At 71.3% G+C, this 19,968-nt stretch carries 25 protein-coding genes; 12 read left to right on the top strand and 13 right to left on the bottom strand.

Going from position 1 to position 19,968, the window contains the following annotated elements; translation table 11 throughout:
* Positions 1–4: 4 nt before the first annotated feature.
* The 5 genes from K1T35_RS24045 to K1T35_RS24025 all read left to right on the top strand — a co-directional run bounded on the left by K1T35_RS24045 (position 5) and on the right by K1T35_RS24025 (position 4,290).
* Positions 5–286, top strand: coding sequence for a DUF3040 domain-containing protein (locus tag K1T35_RS24045; protein ID WP_220253959.1), 282 nt, complete (start codon positions 5–7; stop codon positions 284–286).
* 99 nt (positions 287–385) lie between these two features.
* A complete protein-coding gene (locus K1T35_RS24040) occupies positions 386–1,282 on the top strand; it encodes a PIG-L deacetylase family protein (RefSeq protein ID WP_220253958.1) in 897 nt (298 codons plus the stop codon).
* Positions 1,283–1,350: 68 nt separating this feature from the next.
* Positions 1,351–2,967, top strand: a complete 1,617-nt coding sequence (gene lnt, locus K1T35_RS24035; protein WP_220253957.1) for an apolipoprotein N-acyltransferase — start codon at positions 1,351–1,353, stop codon at positions 2,965–2,967.
* Positions 2,960–3,796, top strand: a complete 837-nt coding sequence (locus K1T35_RS24030) for a polyprenol monophosphomannose synthase (protein WP_220253956.1) — start codon at positions 2,960–2,962, stop codon at positions 3,794–3,796. Before lnt ends, K1T35_RS24030 begins: the two co-directional genes overlap by 8 nt.
* Complete coding sequence (locus tag K1T35_RS24025; protein ID WP_220253955.1) at positions 3,793–4,290, top strand: phosphoribosyltransferase; 498 nt, start codon at positions 3,793–3,795, stop codon at positions 4,288–4,290. Before K1T35_RS24030 ends, K1T35_RS24025 begins: the two co-directional genes overlap by 4 nt.
* Before the next feature lie 71 nt (positions 4,291–4,361).
* On the opposite strand, the gene K1T35_RS24020 is transcribed toward K1T35_RS24025, so the two are convergent.
* From K1T35_RS24020 to ligD, 4 genes are all read right to left on the bottom strand, one after another.
* Positions 4,362–4,706 (bottom strand): RNA polymerase-binding protein RbpA, encoded by a 345-nt coding sequence (locus K1T35_RS24020; protein WP_142101180.1) that lies wholly within the window; start codon positions 4,704–4,706, stop codon positions 4,362–4,364.
* 266 nt (positions 4,707–4,972) lie between these two features.
* Positions 4,973–6,274 (bottom strand): MFS transporter, encoded by a 1,302-nt coding sequence (locus tag K1T35_RS24015; protein WP_255620641.1) that lies wholly within the window; start codon positions 6,272–6,274, stop codon positions 4,973–4,975.
* Positions 6,275–6,302: 28 nt separating this feature from the next.
* Positions 6,303–7,100, bottom strand: a complete 798-nt coding sequence (locus K1T35_RS24010; protein WP_220253954.1) for a glycerophosphodiester phosphodiesterase family protein — start codon at positions 7,098–7,100, stop codon at positions 6,303–6,305.
* A gap of 26 nt (positions 7,101–7,126) precedes the next feature.
* Positions 7,127–9,043 carry a non-homologous end-joining DNA ligase gene (ligD, locus tag K1T35_RS49805; RefSeq protein WP_220253953.1) on the bottom strand — a complete coding sequence of 639 codons (1,917 nt, stop codon included), beginning with the start codon at positions 9,041–9,043 and terminating at the stop codon, positions 7,127–7,129.
* Positions 9,044–9,127: 84 nt separating this feature from the next.
* Here ligD and K1T35_RS24000 point away from each other — a divergent pair, with 84 nt between their 5' ends.
* The 3 genes from K1T35_RS24000 (at position 9,128) to K1T35_RS23990 (ending at position 11,080) form a co-directional block, all read left to right on the top strand.
* A complete protein-coding gene (locus K1T35_RS24000) occupies positions 9,128–9,319 on the top strand; it encodes a bacterioferritin-associated ferredoxin (RefSeq protein WP_255620640.1) in 192 nt (63 codons plus the stop codon).
* A 132-nt stretch (positions 9,320–9,451) separates the two neighbouring features.
* Positions 9,452–9,937: a bacterioferritin gene (gene bfr, locus K1T35_RS23995; RefSeq protein WP_220253951.1), complete on the top strand. Its 486-nt coding sequence runs from the start codon at positions 9,452–9,454 to the stop codon at positions 9,935–9,937.
* A 114-nt stretch (positions 9,938–10,051) separates the two neighbouring features.
* Positions 10,052–11,080 carry an ABC transporter substrate-binding protein gene (locus K1T35_RS23990; protein ID WP_220253950.1) on the top strand — a complete coding sequence of 343 codons (1,029 nt, stop codon included), beginning with the start codon at positions 10,052–10,054 and terminating at the stop codon, positions 11,078–11,080.
* Between the two features lie 52 nt (positions 11,081–11,132).
* Here the strand turns inward: K1T35_RS23990 and K1T35_RS23985 are convergent, their stop codons facing one another.
* Positions 11,133–11,963, bottom strand: a complete 831-nt coding sequence (locus K1T35_RS23985) for an alpha/beta fold hydrolase (protein WP_255620639.1) — start codon at positions 11,961–11,963, stop codon at positions 11,133–11,135.
* 116 nt (positions 11,964–12,079) lie between these two features.
* On the opposite strand from K1T35_RS23985, the gene K1T35_RS23980 reads away from it, so the two are divergent.
* Positions 12,080–12,541 carry an NUDIX hydrolase gene (locus tag K1T35_RS23980; RefSeq protein WP_255620638.1) on the top strand — a complete coding sequence of 154 codons (462 nt, stop codon included), beginning with the start codon at positions 12,080–12,082 and terminating at the stop codon, positions 12,539–12,541.
* 84 nt (positions 12,542–12,625) lie between these two features.
* Entirely contained in the window at positions 12,626–13,312 is a 687-nt protein-coding gene (locus tag K1T35_RS23975) for a nucleotidyltransferase domain-containing protein (RefSeq protein WP_220253948.1), read from the top strand.
* Positions 13,313–13,349: 37 nt separating this feature from the next.
* Here K1T35_RS23975 and K1T35_RS23970 read toward each other — a convergent pair whose 3' ends face one another.
* From K1T35_RS23970 to K1T35_RS23945, 6 genes are all read right to left on the bottom strand, one after another.
* Positions 13,350–14,597: an RNA polymerase sigma factor gene (locus K1T35_RS23970; protein WP_255620637.1), complete on the bottom strand. Its 1,248-nt coding sequence runs from the start codon at positions 14,595–14,597 to the stop codon at positions 13,350–13,352.
* Positions 14,573–14,962, bottom strand: a complete 390-nt coding sequence (locus K1T35_RS23965; RefSeq protein WP_220253947.1) for a YciI family protein — start codon at positions 14,960–14,962, stop codon at positions 14,573–14,575. Before K1T35_RS23965 ends, K1T35_RS23970 begins: the two co-directional genes overlap by 25 nt.
* A 163-nt stretch (positions 14,963–15,125) precedes the next feature.
* A complete protein-coding gene (locus K1T35_RS23960) occupies positions 15,126–15,662 on the bottom strand; it encodes a dihydrofolate reductase family protein (protein ID WP_220253946.1) in 537 nt (178 codons plus the stop codon).
* 52 nt (positions 15,663–15,714) lie between these two features.
* Positions 15,715–16,320 carry a helix-turn-helix domain-containing protein gene (locus K1T35_RS23955; protein ID WP_220253945.1) on the bottom strand — a complete coding sequence of 202 codons (606 nt, stop codon included), beginning with the start codon at positions 16,318–16,320 and terminating at the stop codon, positions 15,715–15,717.
* A gap of 162 nt (positions 16,321–16,482) precedes the next feature.
* Positions 16,483–17,064, bottom strand: a complete 582-nt coding sequence (locus K1T35_RS23950) for an AsnC family protein (RefSeq protein WP_220253944.1) — start codon at positions 17,062–17,064, stop codon at positions 16,483–16,485.
* A 24-nt stretch (positions 17,065–17,088) separates the two neighbouring features.
* Positions 17,089–17,259: a hypothetical protein gene (locus K1T35_RS23945; protein ID WP_220253943.1), complete on the bottom strand. Its 171-nt coding sequence runs from the start codon at positions 17,257–17,259 to the stop codon at positions 17,089–17,091.
* 243 nt (positions 17,260–17,502) lie between these two features.
* Here K1T35_RS23945 and K1T35_RS23940 point away from each other — a divergent pair, with 243 nt between their 5' ends.
* Positions 17,503–18,375, top strand: coding sequence for a helix-turn-helix domain-containing GNAT family N-acetyltransferase (locus K1T35_RS23940; protein ID WP_220253942.1), 873 nt, complete (start codon positions 17,503–17,505; stop codon positions 18,373–18,375).
* Here the strand turns inward: K1T35_RS23940 and K1T35_RS23935 are convergent.
* Positions 18,355–18,783 carry a cupin domain-containing protein gene (locus K1T35_RS23935; protein ID WP_220253941.1) on the bottom strand — a complete coding sequence of 143 codons (429 nt, stop codon included), beginning with the start codon at positions 18,781–18,783 and terminating at the stop codon, positions 18,355–18,357. The genes K1T35_RS23940 and K1T35_RS23935 overlap by 21 nt on opposite strands.
* Positions 18,784–18,850: 67 nt before the next feature.
* Between K1T35_RS23935 and K1T35_RS23930 the strand changes: the two genes are divergently transcribed.
* Positions 18,851–19,324 (top strand): MarR family winged helix-turn-helix transcriptional regulator, encoded by a 474-nt coding sequence (locus tag K1T35_RS23930; RefSeq protein ID WP_220253940.1) that lies wholly within the window; start codon positions 18,851–18,853, stop codon positions 19,322–19,324.
* 15 nt (positions 19,325–19,339) lie between these two features.
* On the opposite strand, the gene K1T35_RS23925 is transcribed toward K1T35_RS23930, so the two are convergent.
* Positions 19,340–19,957, bottom strand: a complete 618-nt coding sequence (locus K1T35_RS23925; protein WP_220253939.1) for a hypothetical protein — start codon at positions 19,955–19,957, stop codon at positions 19,340–19,342.
* Between the last annotated feature and the right edge of the window lie 11 nt (positions 19,958–19,968).

Genomic DNA, 19,968 nt, shown 5'->3' with positions numbered 1-19,968 from the left:
CGAGATGCTGGACAGGGACGAACGCGAGGCGTTGCGGGCGATCGAGCTGCGGATCGCGGCCGCGGATCCGGATCTCGCCGCTCTGCTGCGCGGTGAGCGCAGCCTCGCCCGAACCGGGACGCGGACCTGCGTGCGCGCAGTACTCGGCCTCTTGATCCTGTTGGTCGTGGGGCTGCTGGCGCTCGGGCTGCCGGGCAGTGCCCTCGCCGTGGCGGCCGTCACGGCAGGGCTGGGCCGGGCGTGGCGGCACCACGTGCCCCGGCTCCGGCGTAGGCGGCGGTCCTAGCCGGAGGTGTCCTTCGTCCCACCCCGTGGTGGGGCGCTGGCACCGTCTGGCAGAATTTCGCGCCGTGACGGACCGGACCTACTGCGCGGGCGTGACCTCGTGCTGTCCGGGGTGCTGTCGCTGCTGTCGCAGCTGACCCCCGGCCCCCGTCCGTCCCGGCCGCTCCGCGCGGCCCCGCACGTCTGCGAACCACCGATGATCAGCACCCCCGACCTGCGCGGGCACACCGTCCTCGTCCTGCACGCCCACCCGGACGACGAGGCGATCTTCACCGGGATCACGCTGCGCCGTCTCGCCGACGCGGGTGCGCGCACCGTCCTCGTAGTCGCCACGGCAGGCGAGCTGGGCGGCTCCCGCGTTTCGCTCCGGCCGGGGGAGACGATCCCGGAGCGCAGGCTCGCCGAGCTGGAGCGGGCGGCGGAGCTGCTCGGCGTGTCGCGTCTCGCACTGCTCGGCAGGCGCGACTCCGGGCTGCCCGGCTGGGCCGATGCGCGGCACGAACGGGCCCTCGCGATGGCCGACCTGCTGCAGCTCGCCCGCGACGTCGCCGAGATCGCCGACGACGAGGGCGCAGGCGCGATCGTCCACGACGACGAGCACGGGATCTACGGCCACCCCGATCACCGGGCGATCTTCCGGATCGGGGCCACCGCGGCGGACATGCTCGGACTCACCGGATACCGGGCCACGGTCGACCGCGAGCACCTGCACGTCTCCGCGCGTGATCGGCACCTGATCCACGGCGCAGCGCGCGCCGCCGCCGTGCCGTTCGGGCGGGTCACCGCCGAGATCGGGCTCGCCGTCACCGGCACCGACGCGCACCTGCGGAACAAGCGTGCCGCGATGGTGGCGCACGCGAGCCAGATCGCCGACGAGGACGTGCCGGCCGACGACTTCGCGAGCGCCTACGGCTACGAGTGGTTCACTCGCAGCGGCGCCCAAGGCCCGCTCGACGCGCTGGGCAACGCCCACCTCCTGGCCCCGGTTCCGGCCTGATGTTCTGTTCCGGCCTCTCGTTCCGGCTCGATCACCGGCGTCATACACCCGCCCCGTAGGCTCACGCCGTGGCCGCACCCACCGCCGAACCCGTCGCGCCCGAGCCGGGCACCAGGCCACCGGTATCCGCTGCGGCCCACAGGTGGTTGCCTCCCGCGCCGGCCGCCAGGGCCGTCGGCGCCGTGGTCGGCGGTGTGCTGCTCTACCTGAGCTTCCCTCCCCGCACGCTGTGGTGGCTGGTACTCCCGGCGTTCGCGCTGCTCGGGTTCGTGCTGTACGGGAGGCGGGCCCGCGCCGGGTTCGGCTACGGGTTCCTGTTCGGCCTCGGCTTCCTCCTGCCCCTGCTCGCGTGGACCGGCACGTTCGTCGGTTCCCTGCCCTGGGTCGTGCTGAGCGCGTTCGAGGCGCTCTTCATCGGGCTCGCGGGCGCGGGGATCGCCGTCGTGTCCCGGCTGCCCGCCGCGCCCGTCTGGGCCGCCGCGGTGTGGATCGCGGGTGAGGCGATCAGGGGTCGCATCCCGTTCGGCGGGCTGCCGTGGGGCCGGGTCGGCTTCGGCCAGCCGGACGGGCCGCTGCTGCCGCTCGCCGCGATCGGCGGCGAGCCGCTGCTGTCGTTCGGGGCGGTACTCGCGGGCCTCGCGCTCGGCGAGCTGGCGCGCAGGCTCGTCCGGCGGCAGAGCCCGCGCCGGATGGTGGCACCGGCGCTCATCGCGGTTCTCGCGGTGGCGGCGGGTCCGCTGGCCGCGCTGGTACCCGCCACCCCCAACGGCGACGATCGCGCCGTCACGATCGCCGCGGTGCAGGGCAACGTGCCGCGGCTGGGCCTCGACTTCAACGCCCAGCGCCGCGCGGTGCTCGACAACCACGTCAAGGCCACCGAGCAGCTCGCCGCCGACGTCGGAGCCGGCCGGGTGCCCCGCCCCGACCTGGTCATCTGGCCGGAGAACTCCAGCGACATCGACCCGCTGCGCAACCCCGACGCCGCAGCCCAGATCGACAGGGCCGCCCGCGCCGTCGGGGTCCCCGTGCTGGTGGGCTCGGTGCTGCGCAACCCCGACGGTCTCACCACCTCCAACTCCTCCCTGGTCTGGGAGGGCGGCGTCGGCGTCGTGGAGCGCAACGACAAGCGCCGGGTGCAGCCGTTCGGGGAGTACATGCCGTGGCGGGAGTTCTTCCGCCTGCTCTCCCCGTACGTCGACCGCGCAGGCTACTTCGTGCCGGGTAACGGCGCAGGCGCCGTCGACATGGCGGGTGTCCGCGTCGGCATCGCGATCTGCTGGGAGGTCGCGTTCGACGATCTGGTGGCCGACAGCGTGGCCGCCGGTGCCGAGGTGCTCGCAGTGCCCAGCAACAACGCCACGTTCGGGCTGTCCGAGATGACCTACCAGCAGCTCGCGATGTCGCGGATCCGGGCCGTCGAGCACGACCGGCCGGTGATCATCGCGACCACGAGCGGGGTGAGCGCGACGATCACCCGCGACGGCACGGTCACCGCCAGCACGCGACAGTTCACGCCGGATGTCCTGGTCGATCGGACCCAGCTGCGGGACACCACTACTCTGGCCACCCGATGGCGGTCCGCGCCCGAATGGGCGCTGGTTGCCATCGGGGTGCTCGCGATCGGCACGGGGATCGTGACCAGGCGTCGCGCGGTGAGGCGTGCGGGAAGGGACGAGGATGGCTGAGCCGAGGGGCCGGATTCTGGTGGTGATCCCCACCTACCAGGAGCGGGACAACCTGGGTCCGGTCGTGGCGAGGCTGCACGCCGCGGTTCCCGAGGCGGACGTCCTCGTGGTCGACGACGCGAGCCCCGACGGCACGGGTGAGCTCGCCGACGAGATGGCGGCCGCCGACCCACGCATCAAGGTGCTGCACCGCACGGGCAAGCAGGGACTGGGCGCGGCCTACCTGGCCGGGTTCGCCGAAGCTCTGCGCAGCGACTACAAGATCGTCGTCGAGATGGACGCCGACGGCTCGCACCCGCCGGAGGACCTCCCGGCGCTGATCGCGGCCCTCGACGACGCCGACGTCGTGCTCGGCTCCCGCTACGTGCCCGGCGGCATCGTGCGCAACTGGCCCGCGCGCCGGCAGCTGATCTCCCGCGCCGGGAACCTGTACTCGCGCCTTGCGCTCGGCGTGCCGATCAAGGACATCACCGCCGGGTTCCGGGTGTTCCGCCGGCAGGTGCTGGAAGAGCTCGACCTCGACCAGATCGCATCGCAGGGCTACTGCTTCCAGATCGACATGGCATGGCGCGCCGCGCTCGGAGGGTTCCGCGTGCGCGAGGTGCCGATCACCTTCACCGAGCGCGAGCGCGGCTCGTCGAAGATGGACACCACGATCGTCGTCGAGGCGTTCTGGCGGGTCGCCTGCTGGGGCGCCGGCCGGCTCGTGCGCCGCACGCCCACCGTCCTCCGGGCCGACCGAGCGGCCGCAGACCCGTCCCCGGCCCCGGAGCGCCCGAGCAGCCCGGCCGGTGACGAGGCCGTGAGCGACGGACCGGTCCGCACATGAACGCGCCGCGTGAGGAGCTCACCTGGGAGCTCTTCGGCACCGCCTCCCGTGAGCTCGCCGAGGAGATCGCCGCCGACGGCTACGTCGCCGACATCATCCTGTCGATCGCGCGTGGCGGCCTGTTCGTGGCGGGCGCGCTCGGTTACGCCCTCGACGTCAAGAACCTGCACGTGGCGAACGTCGAGTTCTACACGGGGGTGGACGAGCGGCTCCCGGTGCCGATCATGCTGCCGCCGGTGCCCAACGTGGTGGACCTGTCCGGGGCACGGGTGCTCGTGGCCGACGACGTGGCCGACACCGGCGCCACGCTCAAGCTCGTGCGGGACTTCTGCGGCGAGCACGTGGCCGACGTGCGCTGCGCCGTGGTCTACGAGAAGCCGCACAGCAGCGTGCAGTGCGAGTACGTGTGGCGGCGCACCGACCGGTGGATCAACTTCCCGTGGTCGACGCTCCCACCCGTGGTGAAGCGCGAAGCGCAGGTGCTGGACGCCTAGCTCCCGGTGGTGGGAGTGAACGCACGAGAGCCGGGCCGCCTTCTGGCGACCCGGCTCTCGTCCGTGTGAGGTCAGGCGATCTCGCGCCTGCGCTCGGCGAGCAGTTCGAGGCGCTCGTTGAGCAGCACCTCCAGCTCGGCCACGGAGCGACGCTCCAGCAGCATGTCCCAGTGAGTGCGCGGGGGCTTGGCCTTCTTCTGCTCCGGCTCTGCGCCGTCCACGAGGCGGGAGATGCTGCCGTGCAGGCGGCACTCCCAGGTCGCCGGAGCTTCGGCGTCGCCCGCGAAGGGCACCTCGAACTCGTGGCCGCGCGGGCACGCGTAGCGCATCGACTGCCGCGGCGCGAGGTCGTGGTTGCGGTCCGTCTCGTAGCTGACAGCCCCGAGCCGGCTGCCACGGAGCACGCGGTCGGCCATGCGTCATCCTCCCTAACGGGGCCGAGGGAGCCTCCCTCGGCCATCACCACCGGGTGTAACGTCTGCAGAACAGCCGCTCATTCCCGCCATAGGGGCGGAATCCGACCGGGTGTGGTCAGTTCATGCGACCACACCGGACGTCCGCCGCCCCGGTACACGAGTGTCCCCGATCCGAGGCCGCTACACACGCTGTTGTGACCTGTCAGCCAACTGTGACTTATGTCACTGCCCGCTGACGTGCTGTTCACAGCGTTGCCGCCGAGCCGTTACCCCGTCCGGGCGGACACGGATGGGGGACGCACGGGCCACAGCGCCAGCAGCCCCGCCACCAGCACCAACACGATCCCGACGATCCCGGCCCGCTGTGCGTCGAAGAGCGAGACGAACAGGCCGAACAGGCTCGGCGCCAGGAACGACACCGCCCGCCCCGTGGTGGCGTAGAGGCCGAAGAACTGGCCCTCGCGGCCCGGCGGGGCCAGCCGCGCGAGGAACGTGCGCGACGACGACTGGGCCGGACCCACGAACAGCACCAGCGCGAGGCCGAACACCCAGAACATCACCGGCCCGGACACGACGAGCAGCGCCACAGCGGCCGCGATCATCCCGAGCAGCGATGCCATGATCACGGACTTCGGGCCGACCCGGTCCTCGACCCGGCCGCCCGCGACGGCTCCCACCGCGGCGACGACGTTGGCGGCCACCCCGAACAGCAGTACGTCACCGGCCCGGATGCCGTACACGCCGACCGCGAGCACGGACCCGACCGTGAAGATCGCGGCGAGCCCGTCCCGGAACAGCGCGCTCGCGCCGAGGAAGTACACGGTGTGCCGGTCCTCCCGGTACAGCGCGGCGATGTCCGCCGCGAGCGCGCGGTAGGCGGCCACGACGCCCAACCGGGCCGGCCGGTCCCTGGCCGGTGGGGCCTCCGGCACGCGCAGGAGAACCGGCAGCGCGAACACCAGGAACCACGCGGCCGCGACGAGCGCGACCACACGGATGTTGAAACCCTCGTCGCGGGGGAGGCCGGCGAGTCCCGCCGTGGCACCGTCGCCCGCCACGAACCCGTAGTAGACGACGAGCAGCAACACGATGCCACCGAGGTAACCCATGGCCCAGCCGAACCCGGACACCCGCCCGATCGTCGCCGGCGTCGAGACCTGGGCGAGCATGGCGTTGTAGGAGACCTGGGCGAGCTCGGCGACGACCGAGCCGGTTGCCAGCAACACCAGGCCCGGCCACAGGTAGCCGGGGTCGTCGCGGATGGCGAAGAGCCCTGCCATCGCCGCGACCGTGCAGGCGGTCCACAGGCCGGTCGAGAGCTTGCGCCTGCCCGCCGCGTCGGCCCGCTGCCCGATCACGGGGGCCAGCAGCGCGATGACGAGGCCCGCTCCGCCGATCGCGTAGCCGAGGGCGGCGCTCGCCGCAGGGGTCCCGTCGCCGACGACGTCGGTGAGGTAGACCGAGAAGACGAACGTGAGGATCACGGCGTGGAAGGCGGCGGATCCCCAGTCCCACAGCGCCCACGCGAGCACCGCGCCGCGATCGACGACGGTGGTCGGCCCGGTCACCGGGGGAGACTAGCGCCCTGCGTGCACCTCAGGCGCCTTGCCACACACCGCGCGCATGCAGCACCTCACGCAGTACGTCGGGCCGGTCGGAGAGCAGTCCGTCAGCGCCGAGGTCGAGCAGCGCGGCCATCTGACTCGCCGTGTCCACCGTCCACACGTGCACCTCGCGCCCGCTCCCGTGCGCTGCCCGCAGCAGGGCGGCGTCCACCACGGTCAGCGGTCCGATGTGGCGGGGAAGCTGGGCGAGATCCCCGGGCGACGGTGGCGCAGGGATGCGTTGCAGCACGCCGGGCAGCTCGTCCAGCCACGCGCGGGTGCGCAGCCCGAACGCGGCGGCCTGCGCCATCGAGGTGCACAGCAGCGGTCCGGCCGCCTGGCGGGCCCTGCGCAGCCACCCGTCGTGGTAGCTGCCGATGCAGACGCGGTGCCAGCTGCCGGTGCGCTCGAGCACCTCGAGCACCGGCACCACTGCCGCCCCGGATTTCAGCTCCACGGTGATTCGCGTGTCCGGCAGCTCCGTGAGCACCTGCTCCAGCAACGGAATCGGCTCGCGGCCGCGCACCCGCACTCCGGCCAGCGCGGCGGCGGGCTGTGCGCGGATCGGCCCGTGGCCGTCCGTCGTGCGGTCGAGCGCCGGGTCGTGGTGGACCACCGCCACCCCGTCGGCGCTCGCGTGCACGTCCAGCTCGAGGTAGGCGAAGCCCTCGGTGACGGCGCGGTGGAACGCAGCGAGGGTGTTCTCGCACCCGTCGAGGTCGTCGATGTGCCAGCCGCGGTGGGCATAGGCGCGCGGATAGGGGCCGTCGAAGTAGGGGTGCCGGGGCACAGGCGAAGCCTCGCAGGCCGACTCGATCACGCGCGACGGGGGAGGCGTTGCGGTTCGGTGAACAGCGGGGCGAGCAGGTCGCCGTGCTCCGCGATGCGGGCGGGCAGGTCGGCGGCGGTGAACACGAGATCGTCCGGGCGGCGGCAGGCCCGCACCTCGTCCCACGTCACCGGCGTGGCGACGGTCGGACGCGCCCTCCCCCGCAGCGAGTAGCTCGCGATCGTGGTCTTGTACGGGTTGTTCTGGCTCCAGTCGACGAACACCTTCCCGCGCCGCCGCGCCTTCGCCATCACAGCCGTCACCGAACCTGGTGACTCGCGAGCCAGTTCCTCGGCCAGCGCCTTGGCGAACTCCGACGTCCGTTCCGACTGCGAGACGGTGACCGGCAGGTACAGCTGCATGCCCTTCCCGCCGCTGGTGCGCGGGTACGCGACCAGGCCGTCGTCCACCAGCCGCTCGGCGATCCGCTCCGCCACCCGCGCGCAGTCCACCACGGTGGTGCCCTCTCCCGGGTCGAGGTCGAACACCACGAGGTCCGGCAGCCGCTGGGCGCCCCTCGGCCCCACCCGCCACTGCGGCACGTGCAACTCCAGAGCAGCGAGGTTCGCGGCCCAGGCGAGGCCCTCGGCGTCGTCGATCAGCGGGAAGTCGGCGTTCTCCGACCGGCCGCCCGGTGTGCCGACGCGGGCGGTACGCAGCCAGCGCGGGGCGTGCCGGGAGACGTCCTTCTCGAAGAACGAACCCCGCTCCACCCCGTCCGGCCAGCGCACGAGCGTGACGGGACGGTCGCGCAGATGCGGCAGCATCGCGTCCGCGACCGCGAGGTAGTAGGCCAGGACGTCGGCCTTCGTGGTGCCGGTGAGCGGATAGAGCACCTTCTCGGGATTGCTGAGCGAGGCTCGCCCGTATCCCGCCCTGGACCCCGTGGCTGCCGCCCGGTGCGGCGGCGGCTCCGGCGCCGCGACCCCGGTGGGTACCTGCACCCAGCGCGTGCTGGTGCGGCCCGGCTCGTACGGGGAGTCCGGGTCCTTCGCCACGACGTAGGGCAGGTTCTGCTGCTTCGCCGCGGCCAGCACCTCGGGCCCTGCTCCGGGGAACACCGGGGCGAGCCGCCAGCGCGGCCCGTCGAGGGGGAGCCGTTCCAGCAGCGCCCGCCGGTCCCGGAAGGGGAGCGGGCACGTGTCGCGACCGTCGACGTGCAGCACGTCACCGATCCACAGGTACGCGCCCTCGCCGCCACCGACCAGCTCGCCGTCCAGCAACGCCTGCGTCGCACCGAGCGACGGCCCCAGCTCGCGCAGACTCGGCGCGGCGACCTCGTCGCCATCGGCGTCGGTGATCCGGACGCGCCCGCCGTCAGCCCGCACGATCACGCGCCGTCCACCGAACCCGACCTGCGGCCACCACTCGCCCTCGGCCGGGAGCTCACCGGGCGTCGCGAGCATCGGGCGCGCGTCGTGGGGGAGCGGGGCGCGTGCACCGTCCCGGTCGGAGCGGCGCAGCAGCCAGTTGTCCTTACCGCCGTCGCGGTCCGTGCGGATGAACACGAACCGCCCCGATGCCCGCTCCCCGGTGAGCCGGACGATGACCTCGCGCGCGTTCCACTTCTCGGTCTCGTAGGTGCCGGAGTCCCAGATGGTCATCGCGCCGCCGCCGTACTCACCCGCCGGGATCTCGCCCGAGAACTCCAGGTACTCGATGGGATGGTCCTCGGTGCGCACGGCAAGCCGGACGGTCTCCGGGTCGGCGGGCAGCCCCTTCGGTACCGCCCACGAGGCCAGCACGCCGTCGCGCTCCAGCCGGACGTCCCAGTGCAGCCGGCGCGCGTGGTGCTCCTGGATGACGAAGCGGTGGCCAGGGCCCTCCATGGCCGGGTCGGCGGCGGGGATCGGCTCGGGCGTCCGCCTCGCGTCGCGCTTGCGGCGGTACTCGTCGAGGGGCACTTGGAAAGGCTAGTTCTTGCGTCCAGGCCGGGGTGGATGTGACCATAGGTAAGCCTTGCTTGATCGAAGGGGTGCCTTGTGTACGTGTGCATCTGCTACGCGGTGCCGGACTCGGTGATCCGGTCATGCGTCGCGCGCGGAGCGCGCACCGTCGAGGAGGTCGGCGACGCATGCGATGCGGGCACCGGCTGCGGCTCGTGCCACGACCACATCGACATCTTCCTCGCCGCCGCCAACGCCCCGTCGGAAATCTCCGACCTGCCGAAGTCGGCATAAAGCCAGGCCCGCCTCTTTTAAGGTTCGCCTGACCTGCAGAAAGGCGAACCTGCATCATTTGTCGCCCATTCGTGACGCTAACGTCCGCAGTGCGTTTCCCCTGCCTTTCACTGCCGACGAAGCGAGGACCCGATGCGTGGCGACGACGAGATCATCGCGCTGCTGAACGAGCAGCTCACGAGCGAGCTCACTGCGATCAACCAGTACTTCCTGCACGCCAAGATGCAGCAGAACTGGGGCCTCACCAAGCTCGCCGCGTACACCAAGAGCGAGTCGATCGACGAGATGCGGCACGCGGAGCTCATCACCGACCGCATCCTGTTCCTCGAGGGCCTGCCGAACTACCAGCGGCTGTTCTCGCTGCGGATCGGGCAGACGGTCCGCGAGCAGCTCGAGGCCGACCTGGCCATCGAGGTCGAGGTCGTGGAACGGCTCCGGCCCGGCATCAAGGTGTGCCGCGACAAGGGGGACATCACGACGGCGAAGCTCTTCGAGGACATCCTCGCCGACGAAGAGCACCACATCGACTACATCGAGACCAACCTCGAGCTCATCGACAGGCTCGGCGAGCAGCTCTACCTCGCCCAGCTGGTGGACCAGCCGCCGACCGCGGGCTGAAGCCTTCGTCACAGCAGACTTCGGCACAGCAATCTCGATCACAACCGAGGCGTCGGGCCCTCCCGGTTGACTATCGTCCCCCGGACTTAGGTCAGCCTTTCCTGGGAGGTCTCGGTGTTCGGACGCGTGCCCGTGATCGCGGTGGCGGCGCTCACCGCGCTCGCCGCTCTGAGCGGGTGCGCGAGCTCGCCCCCGGTGAGCGAAGCGCCGCCCCCGGCGCCGGTCGACCGGCCACCGGGTCCGACGTCCCTTACGGGCGGGATGGGTGCCCCCGAGGCCGACGGCGTCTTCCCGCGCACGATCACGCACTTCGGTGGGGTGACGACGATCGCGGCGCCACCGCAGCGGGTCGTCGTGATCGCCACGGGCCAGACCGACGCGATCCTCACGCTCGGGGTCGTGCCGGTGGGCGCCGCTTCAGGGGATGACGCCGACCTCGTGCCGCGCTACGTCCGGGACGCGTTCCCGCAGTACGCCACCCAGCTCGCCGCCGTCGCGTCGGTCGGATCGCGCCAGAACCCGAACCTGGAGGCGATCGCCGCGCTGCATCCCGACCTCGTGCTCGCCAACGCCGCCGCGTCGCAGGAGGTCTACCCGGCGCTCTCCGCGCTCGCGCCGACCGTTCTGGTGGAAGGCACCGGCGTCAACTGGAAGCAGGACTTCCTGCTGCTCGCCGACGGCCTCGGCAAGGAGGGCGCGGCGCAGGCGTTCCTCGACGGCTTCGCCGCCGACGCCGCGAAGCTGGGGGAGAGCGCGGGGGAGCAGACCGTCTCGTTCCTCCGGGTGACCGCCGACCGCACGCGGATCTTCGGCGTCTCCTCCTTCGTGGGCTTCATCGCATGGGACGCGGGTTTGCGGAGGCCTCCGGCGCAGCAGTTCGACGCGACGTCGAAGGATCTCTCGCCGGAGGAACTGCAGCTGGCTGACGCCGATCGGATCTTCTACTCGGTGCAGGGTGCCACCACGGAGGCCGAGGCCGCTGATTCGGCGACCACCGCCAACCCGCTCTGGAAGGCCTTGCCGGCCGTGCGGGACGGCCGTGCCGTGCTCGTCGACGACGACCCCTGGTACCTCAACGCCGGGCCGACAGCGGCGAGGATCGTGCTCTCCGGTCTCGAGGCCACCCTGACGGGCGGCCACTGAACGACAGTGCTGTCATAACGAACAGGGGAACCCGGCGAGCGCGCCGCAGAAGTTACCCCCGGGAGCCGGTCGCAGGAGCCCTTTCTGGATCCGGCAGCTCTGCCCAGAAGTTCGTCAGAGCCTCAGCAACCGGCGCCGGCGTCTCCTCCGGCCACCAGTGGCCCACGCCCTCCAGATGCGCCATCCTTGCGCCCGATTGGCGCGCTGCCCACTCGTGCTGCGCCAACGTCCCGCTGGCTCTCTCGAAGTCGTCCACGGCGATGAGAGCGAGCCCCGGACGTTGTGCGGCGCTCGGTAGGAGCCGTCCCGCTTCGGCCATCGCCGGCTGTCGTGCCGACCGCAACAGCTTGAGGACGGCGCGACCCATCTCGGGATCCATGCCTGCCGCGACCCGCTCCGCCATGCGCCCGGCCATACCGAGGGCCGACGTCACCGCGAGTCGCTGCTCCAGATCGCCTCCCCACAACTGCTGCACCGAGGCTTCCCCTGGGCCCTCCTGCTGCCACACCTGTGCCCGCGGATGCCAGAGGTAGTCGGGCGCGAACACGCCGAGGGCATCGGAGGCCCAGCTGCGAATCAGATCCGGACGGCTCATGGCCAGCGCCGCGACGTGAATTCCGCCCCAGTCGTGACCCACCAGGTCGACCGGAGCGCGGAACAGCTCGAGCTGAGACGCCAGCCAGTCCCGATAGGTCGTGGCCGACGAGTCGAAGCCGCGGGGCGCAGGGACGCCGAACCCGGGCGGGGGCAGGACGACCGCGTCGGCCCGGTCGAGCTCCCCGATGAGCGGTCCCCAGATGGCCGCGGACTCGGGGTTGCCGTGGACGAGGACGAGTGGAGTGCGCGACACGAAGCCATCCCCCAGATACTTGTTGGTTGACACGCAAGAATCATAGCCGATCTACGCAGTTCCCATCGGATGTCACTCCCGGCCTTTGAGCCGATAATCGACGTTATGACAGATCAACTGCAGTGGCGGCGGATGGCATGCTCCAGCGCATGTTGATCCCGAGGGCAGCCGCTGTCGTGCTGGACGCGAACAAGGTGCTGATCATCAAGCGCTATCTGCGCCATGACCAGGCCGACGACTGCGCCATGTGCGAAGCCGGCAGCGCATCAGGACCGCACTGCGAAGGTCACCACTATGCCGTCCTCCCTGGCGGCCACGTCGAGACAGGCGAAACTCCCGAGGACGCCGCACGACGCGAACTCGAGGAGGAGACGACCCTCACCGCCACGGTCGACCGACTGCTCTGGACCGGCACGCACAACAGGCGACCCGCCTACTACTTCCTCATGACCAACGTCGAAGGAACTGCGCAACTGTCTGGCGACGAGGCAGCAGCGCACGGCGAGAACAACAGCTTCGAACTGCTCTGGACCGCACCTGCGGACCTCGGAACACTCGGCATCCACCCGCCCGAAGTCCAAGCACGCCTGGCTGAACTCATCGGCGTCTGACCACGCGGCATGCCAGTTGGATGGCGCAAGCGGCGCATCCCCAATCTCGTTGCGCGAGATCACCGGGTGTTCGAGCCTGACCGCATGCTGTCGCGAGAGATCCTCGATGCCCGGTTCCCGGACGCGGTGGGCGGACTGGTCGCGGGCAGCGCTGCCCGCGGAGACGACACACCGTCCTCGGATCTTGACCTGATCGTCCTGCTCTCCGGCCGTCCAGCCCCAATGCGGAGCACCGAACGCGCCCAGGGGCGGCTGGTCGAGTTCTTCGTTCACACCGAGGAATCGTTCGTGGCCTTCATCGACCGGGAGCGCCACCTACGCAGATCACCTCTACTGCACATGTGTGCTCACGGGCTGATCATCTGCGACCACGACGGGCGGTTGGCCCGACTGCAGGACCTCGCCCGTGACCGCTGGGAAGCTGGCCCCGCCGGGCTGGCCGACGACGAGCTCGAAGACCGTCGTTATCGACTGACCGCGCTGCTGGATGACCTCGCCGACGAGACCAACCCAGCTGACCGCGCCGCACTCGCAGCTGCCGTGTTCACCGACGTCGCCGACCTTGCCCTCGTCTCCCGCGGCCACTGGAGCGGAACCGGACGATGGTTGACCCGTCGACTCCGTGAGATCGCCCCTGACCTCAGCGAGAACCTGGTCGCCGGCCTGCAAGCCGCTGTTCAAGGTGACGCCTCAGTCCTCAGAAACTGCGGGGACGCCGAACTCAAGCGCATCGGAGGCCCACTCGACAGCGGCTACGAGCGCCACGCCTGAGACCTACTCCGGTCTGTCGAACAGGTGTCATTACCACTCACCTGGGGCGATCTTGGTCCAGGGCCGCGAGGCGGCGGTTGAGGTAGCGCTGCTCGGGCAGGCTGGTGGTCAGCCTGCTCGCCGTCCGGTACTCCTCCGCTGCGGCCGCGGTGTCGCCGGTCATCTCCAGCAGGTGGGCCCGGACGGCATGGGTGCGGTGGTGGTGGCGCATCGCCGGCAGCTCCAGCAGGGGCTCGACCAGGTCGAGGCCCGCGCGGGGCCCTCGGTCCATGGCCACTGCCACGGCCCGGTTCAGCGTGACCGCCGGGCCGGGCGCGACGTCGTGCAACATCGCGTACAGCGCGCTGACCTGCGCCCAGTCGGTCTCCTCGGCGCTGGGTGCCTCGGCGTGAACGGCCGCGATGGCCGCCTGCAGCTGGAACCGGCCGACGGGCCCGCTGGGCAGCACCCGTTCCAGCAGTCGGACACCCTCGCCGATCATCGCCCGGTCCCAGCGGCTGCGGTCCTGCTCGGCGAGCGGTACGAGGTCGCCGCGGGCGTCCACCCGGGTGCCTGCCCGCGCGCCCGTGCACAGCAGCAGTGCCAGCAGCCCGCTGATCTCGTCGTGCGCGGGCAGCGCGGCGTGCAGCACCCGCACCAGCCGCAGGGCCTCAGCGGACAGGTCGGTGTCCACCAGCTCCGAGCCGCCGGTGCGGAGGTGTCCCTCCGTGGCCATCACGTGGCAGACATCCAGCACCACCGCGATCCGGCCGGGCAGCTCGGCCACCGACGGCAGCTCGAACCGGGCCCCGGCGGCGCGAAGGGTGGCCCGGGCGCGGCTCAGCCGCTGGGCCATCGTGGGCGTCGGCACCAGGTGCGCGGCCGCGATCCGTTCGGTGCTCAGACCGGCGACGGACCGCAGGGTCAACGCGATCTGTGCGGAGCGCGACAGCGCCGGATGGCAACAGAGGATCAGCATCGCGATGCTGTCGTCGCTGCTCGACGGCGCCGGCGGGAGCGGCTCGGCCAGCGCCACCCGGTCCTCGCGGGCAATGCGTGCACGGTCACTGCGGACCCGGTCGATCAGGCGCCGCGACGCGACCCGCACCAGCCAGCCCCGCGGGTCGTCGGGTGGCCGGGTGGCCCACGCGACGGTGGCCTCGGCGGCCGCCTCCTGGGCGGCGTCCTCGCAGTCGGCCAGGTCGCCGTGCCGGCGCAGCAGCGCGGCCAGGAGGTGCGGCGACTCCCGCCGCCACACCTCCTCGACCAGCGCCGCCGCGGTCAGGACTCCCCGCCGCCCGGCCACATGGCCGGCCGGATCTCCACGGTCTCGCCCGGCCCGCTGAACCGGCGTCCGATCTCCTCGATCCGCTCCGCGTCGACGTCGATCAGGAAGAAGCCGGCCAGGTGCTCACGCGCCTCGGAGTATGGTCCGTCCACAGCGACCTGCTCCCCGTCGGCCCAGCGGTACAAACGCGCTGTCGCGGGATCGGCCAATGCCTCGCCCCCGAGCAGCTCGCCGTCGGCCTGCATCTTCGTGAGCAACTCCTCGAAGTCAGCCTGCAGCTCGTCCCGCCGCTCCTTCGGCAACGCCTGGTGCTCGGCAACGAAGTCGCTCGTCGGATGGCCCCACGGTCGGGGATTGGAGTGGATCAGCACCACGTACTTCATCGGATCTCCTCCTGTCACGGGAGGAAGCGGCGCCCTCCCACCACGGACGTCGGAGCCGTCGCGCCGGGCTCGACGAACCGGGACGTGATCTGCGTCATATCTCCGAGCCGCCCGGCAATGTCGCGTCCAATGCCCTCTTGTTCATCCTGCCAACTATCGAGGTCTACTTCTTGGGCGTGTAGGTCAGCACCACACAGCCCTTACCGAGCTCGGTCACGTCCGCCAGGTGCAGGTGCGTGGTCATGATCCCGGGCAGGAGGCTCTCGCCGGAGCCCACGATGAAGGGGAACACCCAGAGGTGCAGCTCGTCGAGCTGTCCGCCTTCGAGCAGGGCCCGGCTCAACGGACCGGTTCCGTACTTCAGCAGCGTGCCATTGCCGGACTCCTTGAGCTTGGCGACCTCCCCCACGGCGTCACCCCGCAGGATCTCGGCGTTCCAGCCGGCATCGGCCAGCGTGCGCGAGGCGACGTACTTCGGCATCGCGTTGAGCTTGTCGGCCAGCTGGCCCGTCTGGCCGGGCCACGTCGCCGCGAAGACCTCGAAGGTCGCCCTGCCGAGCACGAGCGCCTCGGCGGGTTCGAGCAGCTTCGCGGCGTGCTCGTCATAGGTGTCCCGGTACTGCATCTGGGCGGCCCAGAAGCCCTCGCCGTCGACCTTTCCGTCGAGTGAGAGGTACGTCGATTCGACCAGCTTCCTCATGGTCGCGGATCCAACCGGCGGAGATCGCGGTTGTCTTGTACCGAGGCGCAGATCAGAGGGCGAAGTACCGCCCGCCCCGCGCAACCTCGGCAGGCGTCTGGCCGATCAGCTGCCGAAGCGCCCTGGTCAGATGCGGCTGGTCGTAGTACCCGGCATCGCAGACCACGTCCGGGATCGACACACCCGCCCTCAACAGCTCGGCAGCGCGCCGCGCACGCTCGATGACCTGCACCTTCCGTCGCGGCAGCCCGACGGCCCGGACGAACCGGCTCTGCGCGGTTCGCTCCGGCACGTTGCCGACGGTGCCGACGTGCCGGAGCTCCTCGACCAGCGGATCGAAGACCAGCAGGCCTGCGCGCTCCAGGTGGTCGACGAAGACGTCGAGGTTCTGCGGTGTCGGCATCTCCCATGGCTGGTTGTCGATCAGGATCCGACCATTGGGCAAGGTCGGCAGGATGCCGTCCTGCATGTTGGCGATGCGGGCGGGAGGGAACATCGGCAGGTACGCGCCGATGCGGAGCTCGGCTCCGAAGAACTCCGCACCGGACGGGCACGTCGCCGTCGTAGCCTGCGTCTCCGGCCCACGCAGGTGCACCGTCGTTTTACCGCCGATCCGCGCGAACGCGATCATCGGGTTGACCTTCGCGATCGAGCTCATGTCGGTTTGGACGTCACACGCGGCCGACCAGATGCGGACTACCCGCCTGCTCGGTCCGGAGACGACGTCGAAGCTCAGCCCCACACCGGTTACTCAACCGCGAGCGCGCTCTCGACGCGAGCTCATCCATACAACCCGCGGTGGAGACGGCAACTCTCGCTGTCAGTGCACGCTCTCGCCCGTCTCCTCGTCCACGGCTCCACGACGGGCCCGAGGGTCGGGCGGAGGCTCCAGCGGGGAGCGATCGCCCGCGGATCCTGGACCGCGGTAGAGCCAGACGGTCACCTCCGAATGTGACGCGACACTTTCACCGGCAACGGGCTTCTGCTCGACCACGTGAAAGTCGGCGGCTTCGGGCCCGAGGAACGGCATCGGCGCCGGATCCGCGATGACCGCGTGCAGGCTCTCCTCGAGGAGCCGGTGCTGCGCGACCGGCCATGACATGCCGACCACGTTCGGGACCGCCACCCGCGTGCGCGCAGGTGGCGGCGGGCTCGGCTCCTCGTCGAGGTCCTTCCAGCGCTCCCACGCCGACTGCCGGGACACGCCGAGGCGCGTGGCGATCTCGGCCCACGACTTCCGGTCGCGCCGGGCGACCCGGACCGCCTCGAGCTCGGCCTGGTCCAGGAACCTGCGGAGGACGCCGATGTCGGACAGCGCGCCTAGCGCCTCCTCCCCCGAGCCGGGTCGCCCGGAGAGGCGCCCCCACGCCGCAAGTGCCTCGCGCCAGGCGTCTCGCGACATGACGTCAGGTTAGCCTGACGGACGTCACGCGCGCCAGGACTCGCTGCCGGGCAGGTTCAGGAGGTAGCGGTCCCAGAGGTGCAACTGCCGGGCGATGCGCGTGCGCAGGCCGGTGCGTGGGGTGCTCTGTTGCGCGACCGGCGCGAACGCCATCAGCACGAGCCCGACCGCGATGATCAGGAGGACTGCTTCCACACCTGCTCCCCCATCGCGTGACCCGTCAGCATCGGGATGAGGTGTCCCCGCGTACACCGCACTTCCACCGCGATCACCCCCGGTTCGAGGTTGACGACGCTGGTGAGCTGGGAGCAGTCGAGGAGTACGACCTCCCCGCAGTCACTGCAGTAGACGCGCCACATGGCGCCGCCCCCTTCCGCTAGTGTTTGACAGAGTCAATGAATTGCTGGCCTCTGTCAAGCTTCTTCGGAGGGTGCGGGGATGTCCGTGGCGGCGCGCACGGTGGCGCGGGTACGCGAGTTCAACCGCTTCTACACACGGGTGATCGGCGTGCTCGAGGCCGGTGTCCTCGGCACGCCGTACTCGCTCACCGAGGCCCGCGTGTTGTTCGAGCTGGCACATCGCGACGAGATGAGCGCGTCCGAGCTGCGCGGGCTCCTGGGGCTCGACGCCGGCTACCTCAGCCGGATCCTCCGCCGGTTCGAGACCGACGGGCTCGTCGTGCGCGAGGCGGCGCGAGACGACGGGCGGCGCCAGGTCGTGCGCCTGACCTCCCATGGCCGGACCGCGTACGAGCACATCGACGGCGAGCAGGTCCGCGCCACCGAGCGGCTGCTCGAGCCGCTCGACCCGGAAGCGCGGCGGCGGCTCGTGGCCGCGATGGACTGCATCCGCCGAGCGCTCGATGCACCGCTCCCCCGCACCGTCGTGCTGCGCGGGCCCGAGGCCGGCGAGCTGGGATGGATCATCTCCCAGCACGCTCCGCAGGAGGCCGAGGCGGCCAGGCTCGTGGCCGCCTTCGCCTGCCGGACCGACCCGCGGGAGTCGGCGTGGATCGCCGAGGTCGACGGCGCGCCGGTCGGGTGTGCGTTGTGCCTCGCCGACGACGCCGAGCCGGGCGCTGCCCGGCTCGGGTTGCTGCTCGTCGAGCCGGCGGCACGGGGCGCCGGGATCGGCTCCCGGCTCGTGGCGGAGTGCGTGCGGGCCGCCCGCTGCGCCGGGTTCGACCGGATTGTCGCCCATGCGCCCCGGGAGTCCGCCGCCGGACGCGTCCTCCAGCGATCAGGCTTCGAGCCGCACGGGAACGCATGGACCCGCGGGCTCGCGGAGGGCTCAGGGGATCGGGCCGAGTAGCTCGATCCCGTTCCGCTCTGCAACGACGAGGACTTCGTCAATGCCCGGCCGGCCTTCGAGCGCGGCGACCGCGCGCAGGAACCCCTCCATCGGGGCGCCGGGCGCGTGCACGACGAACGCGACGGCGTCCTCGGATGATTCGTTGCGGACCGTGTGCGGCGTGCGGCCCGCGAGCGGGACGGCGTCGCCGGCGCGGGCCGTCACGCGGCGGCGGTCGGGGTCGTCGGCTCCCCCGATGTAGAAGGTGAACTCGCCGCTCTGCACGTAGTAGACCTCGCCGGGGTCGTGGCGGTGCATCACCGGTGGGCCACCGCCGGGTGGCATTCGGATCTGCATGGCGAACAGGGCGCCGCCGGTCTGGGAGCTGGTGGCGAGGACGGTGATCTCGTCCAGTCCGGTACGGATCATTTCAGGTGCTGCGGAATCGACAGGTAGCATGTCCATATCGGAAGATAATGGACAGGAGGCATGTCTAATGTCAAGGCGTCTGCCCAGCCTGGGCGGGCAGGAGCGGCCGGCGAACCTCGCGGTCCTCATGCGCGAGGCGTTCGTGGCGCTCAACGACCGCGTCCTCACCGGGCTCGCCGAACACGGGCACGGTGAGGTACGACCGGCGCACGGCGCGGTCTTCCAGTACATCGACGACACCGGCACGACGGTGAGCCTGCTCGCCGAGCGGGCACAGATGACCAAGCAGGCGATGGCGGAGCTGGTCAAGCACCTCGAGACGCACGGCTATGTGCGGCGCGTTCCCGACCCGACAGACCGGCGCGCGAAGCTCGTCGTTCCGACGGAGCGTGGCCACGACGTGATCGCCGTCGCCCAAGGGCTGGTCCCCGCGATCGAGGAGGAGGTCGGCAAGATCCTCGGCGCCGACCGCGTACGCCACCTGCGCGCCGACCTGGAGGTCATCCGCCGCGCGATCCCCTCCGAACCCAAAGTCCGATGATGGCGCGACGGGCCCTCAGCGGCTCAGATACGCCAGTAGCGCCGGCTCGGCCTGCCCGGACCAGGTTCCGGTGAGTGTCTCGGCGCCTTCGGGGCTCTCCACCTGCCCGATGCGGCGAAGCACGGCGAGCCCGGCGACGGTCGTGGTCGCAGGGCCATCGATCGGTTCGACGGACGCGAAGGCCGGCGTGGCGGTGCCCGGGGCGCCGGACCCGGCGACGCTGGCGGTGGCCATGCGCCGTACGGGGGCGCCATCCGTCTCGACCCATTCCTCGGCCTCCCCGCCGCCGGTGCGGATCGCCGCGGCCAGCGCCGTGACGTAGACCGGGTCGCCGCAGGCGTCGTAGATCCAGCGGCGTCCGAGGTGGGTGTGTTCCATGGTTCCGGCGAGGTGGCGCTCGGCGGAGGCGAGCGGGGTGCCTCGGTAGGTCAGCGGGACCTGGAGTACGACCCCCTCCGCCGTCCGGACCAGGTGGGTCTCGATCCCCACGTCCCCCGCCGGGTCGTCGAACCGGTACGCGCCCACGAGTTCGAGAGGGCCCCCGGCGCTGCCCGACCAGGCGCGCGAGGGCAGCCAGGCCGCGATGAGCTCGGCCTTCGTCGGGGTGATCCGAGCGCGATGGATGACTGCCACAGCGGGACGGT

Origin of the sequence: Pseudonocardia sp. DSM 110487 (assembly GCF_019468565.1) — a bacterium.
In the GTDB taxonomy this organism is placed as follows: domain Bacteria; phylum Actinomycetota; class Actinomycetes; order Mycobacteriales; family Pseudonocardiaceae; genus Pseudonocardia.
The sequence above is the reverse complement of the archived record's forward strand: the minus strand, read 5'-3'. Positions and strand labels throughout refer to the sequence as shown.

Excerpts from the sequence above, each read along its gene's own strand:
- K1T35_RS24045 (WP_220253959.1), top strand. The coding sequence starts at position 5 with ATGCTGGACAGGGACGAACGCGAGGCGTTGCGGGCGATCGAGCTGCGG.
- K1T35_RS24030 (WP_220253956.1), top strand. The coding sequence starts at position 2,960 with ATGGCTGAGCCGAGGGGCCGGATTCTGGTGGTGATCCCCACCTACCAG.
- K1T35_RS24025 (WP_220253955.1), top strand. The coding sequence starts at position 3,793 with ATGAACGCGCCGCGTGAGGAGCTCACCTGGGAGCTCTTCGGCACCGCC.
- K1T35_RS24020 (WP_142101180.1), bottom strand. The coding sequence starts at position 4,706 with ATGGCCGACCGCGTGCTCCGTGGCAGCCGGCTCGGGGCTGTCAGCTAC.
- bfr (WP_220253951.1), top strand. The coding sequence starts at position 9,452 with ATGCGTGGCGACGACGAGATCATCGCGCTGCTGAACGAGCAGCTCACG.
- K1T35_RS23980 (WP_255620638.1), top strand. The coding sequence starts at position 12,080 with ATGTTGATCCCGAGGGCAGCCGCTGTCGTGCTGGACGCGAACAAGGTG.
- K1T35_RS23975 (WP_220253948.1), top strand. The coding sequence starts at position 12,626 with ATGCTGTCGCGAGAGATCCTCGATGCCCGGTTCCCGGACGCGGTGGGC.
- K1T35_RS23965 (WP_220253947.1), bottom strand. The coding sequence starts at position 14,962 with ATGAAGTACGTGGTGCTGATCCACTCCAATCCCCGACCGTGGGGCCAT.
- K1T35_RS23960 (WP_220253946.1), bottom strand. The coding sequence starts at position 15,662 with ATGAGGAAGCTGGTCGAATCGACGTACCTCTCACTCGACGGAAAGGTC.
- K1T35_RS23955 (WP_220253945.1), bottom strand. The coding sequence starts at position 16,320 with ATGAGCTCGATCGCGAAGGTCAACCCGATGATCGCGTTCGCGCGGATC.
- K1T35_RS23950 (WP_220253944.1), bottom strand. The coding sequence starts at position 17,064 with ATGTCGCGAGACGCCTGGCGCGAGGCACTTGCGGCGTGGGGGCGCCTC.
- K1T35_RS23940 (WP_220253942.1), top strand. The coding sequence starts at position 17,503 with ATGTCCGTGGCGGCGCGCACGGTGGCGCGGGTACGCGAGTTCAACCGC.
- K1T35_RS23935 (WP_220253941.1), bottom strand. The coding sequence starts at position 18,783 with ATGATCCGTACCGGACTGGACGAGATCACCGTCCTCGCCACCAGCTCC.
- K1T35_RS23930 (WP_220253940.1), top strand. The coding sequence starts at position 18,851 with ATGTCAAGGCGTCTGCCCAGCCTGGGCGGGCAGGAGCGGCCGGCGAAC.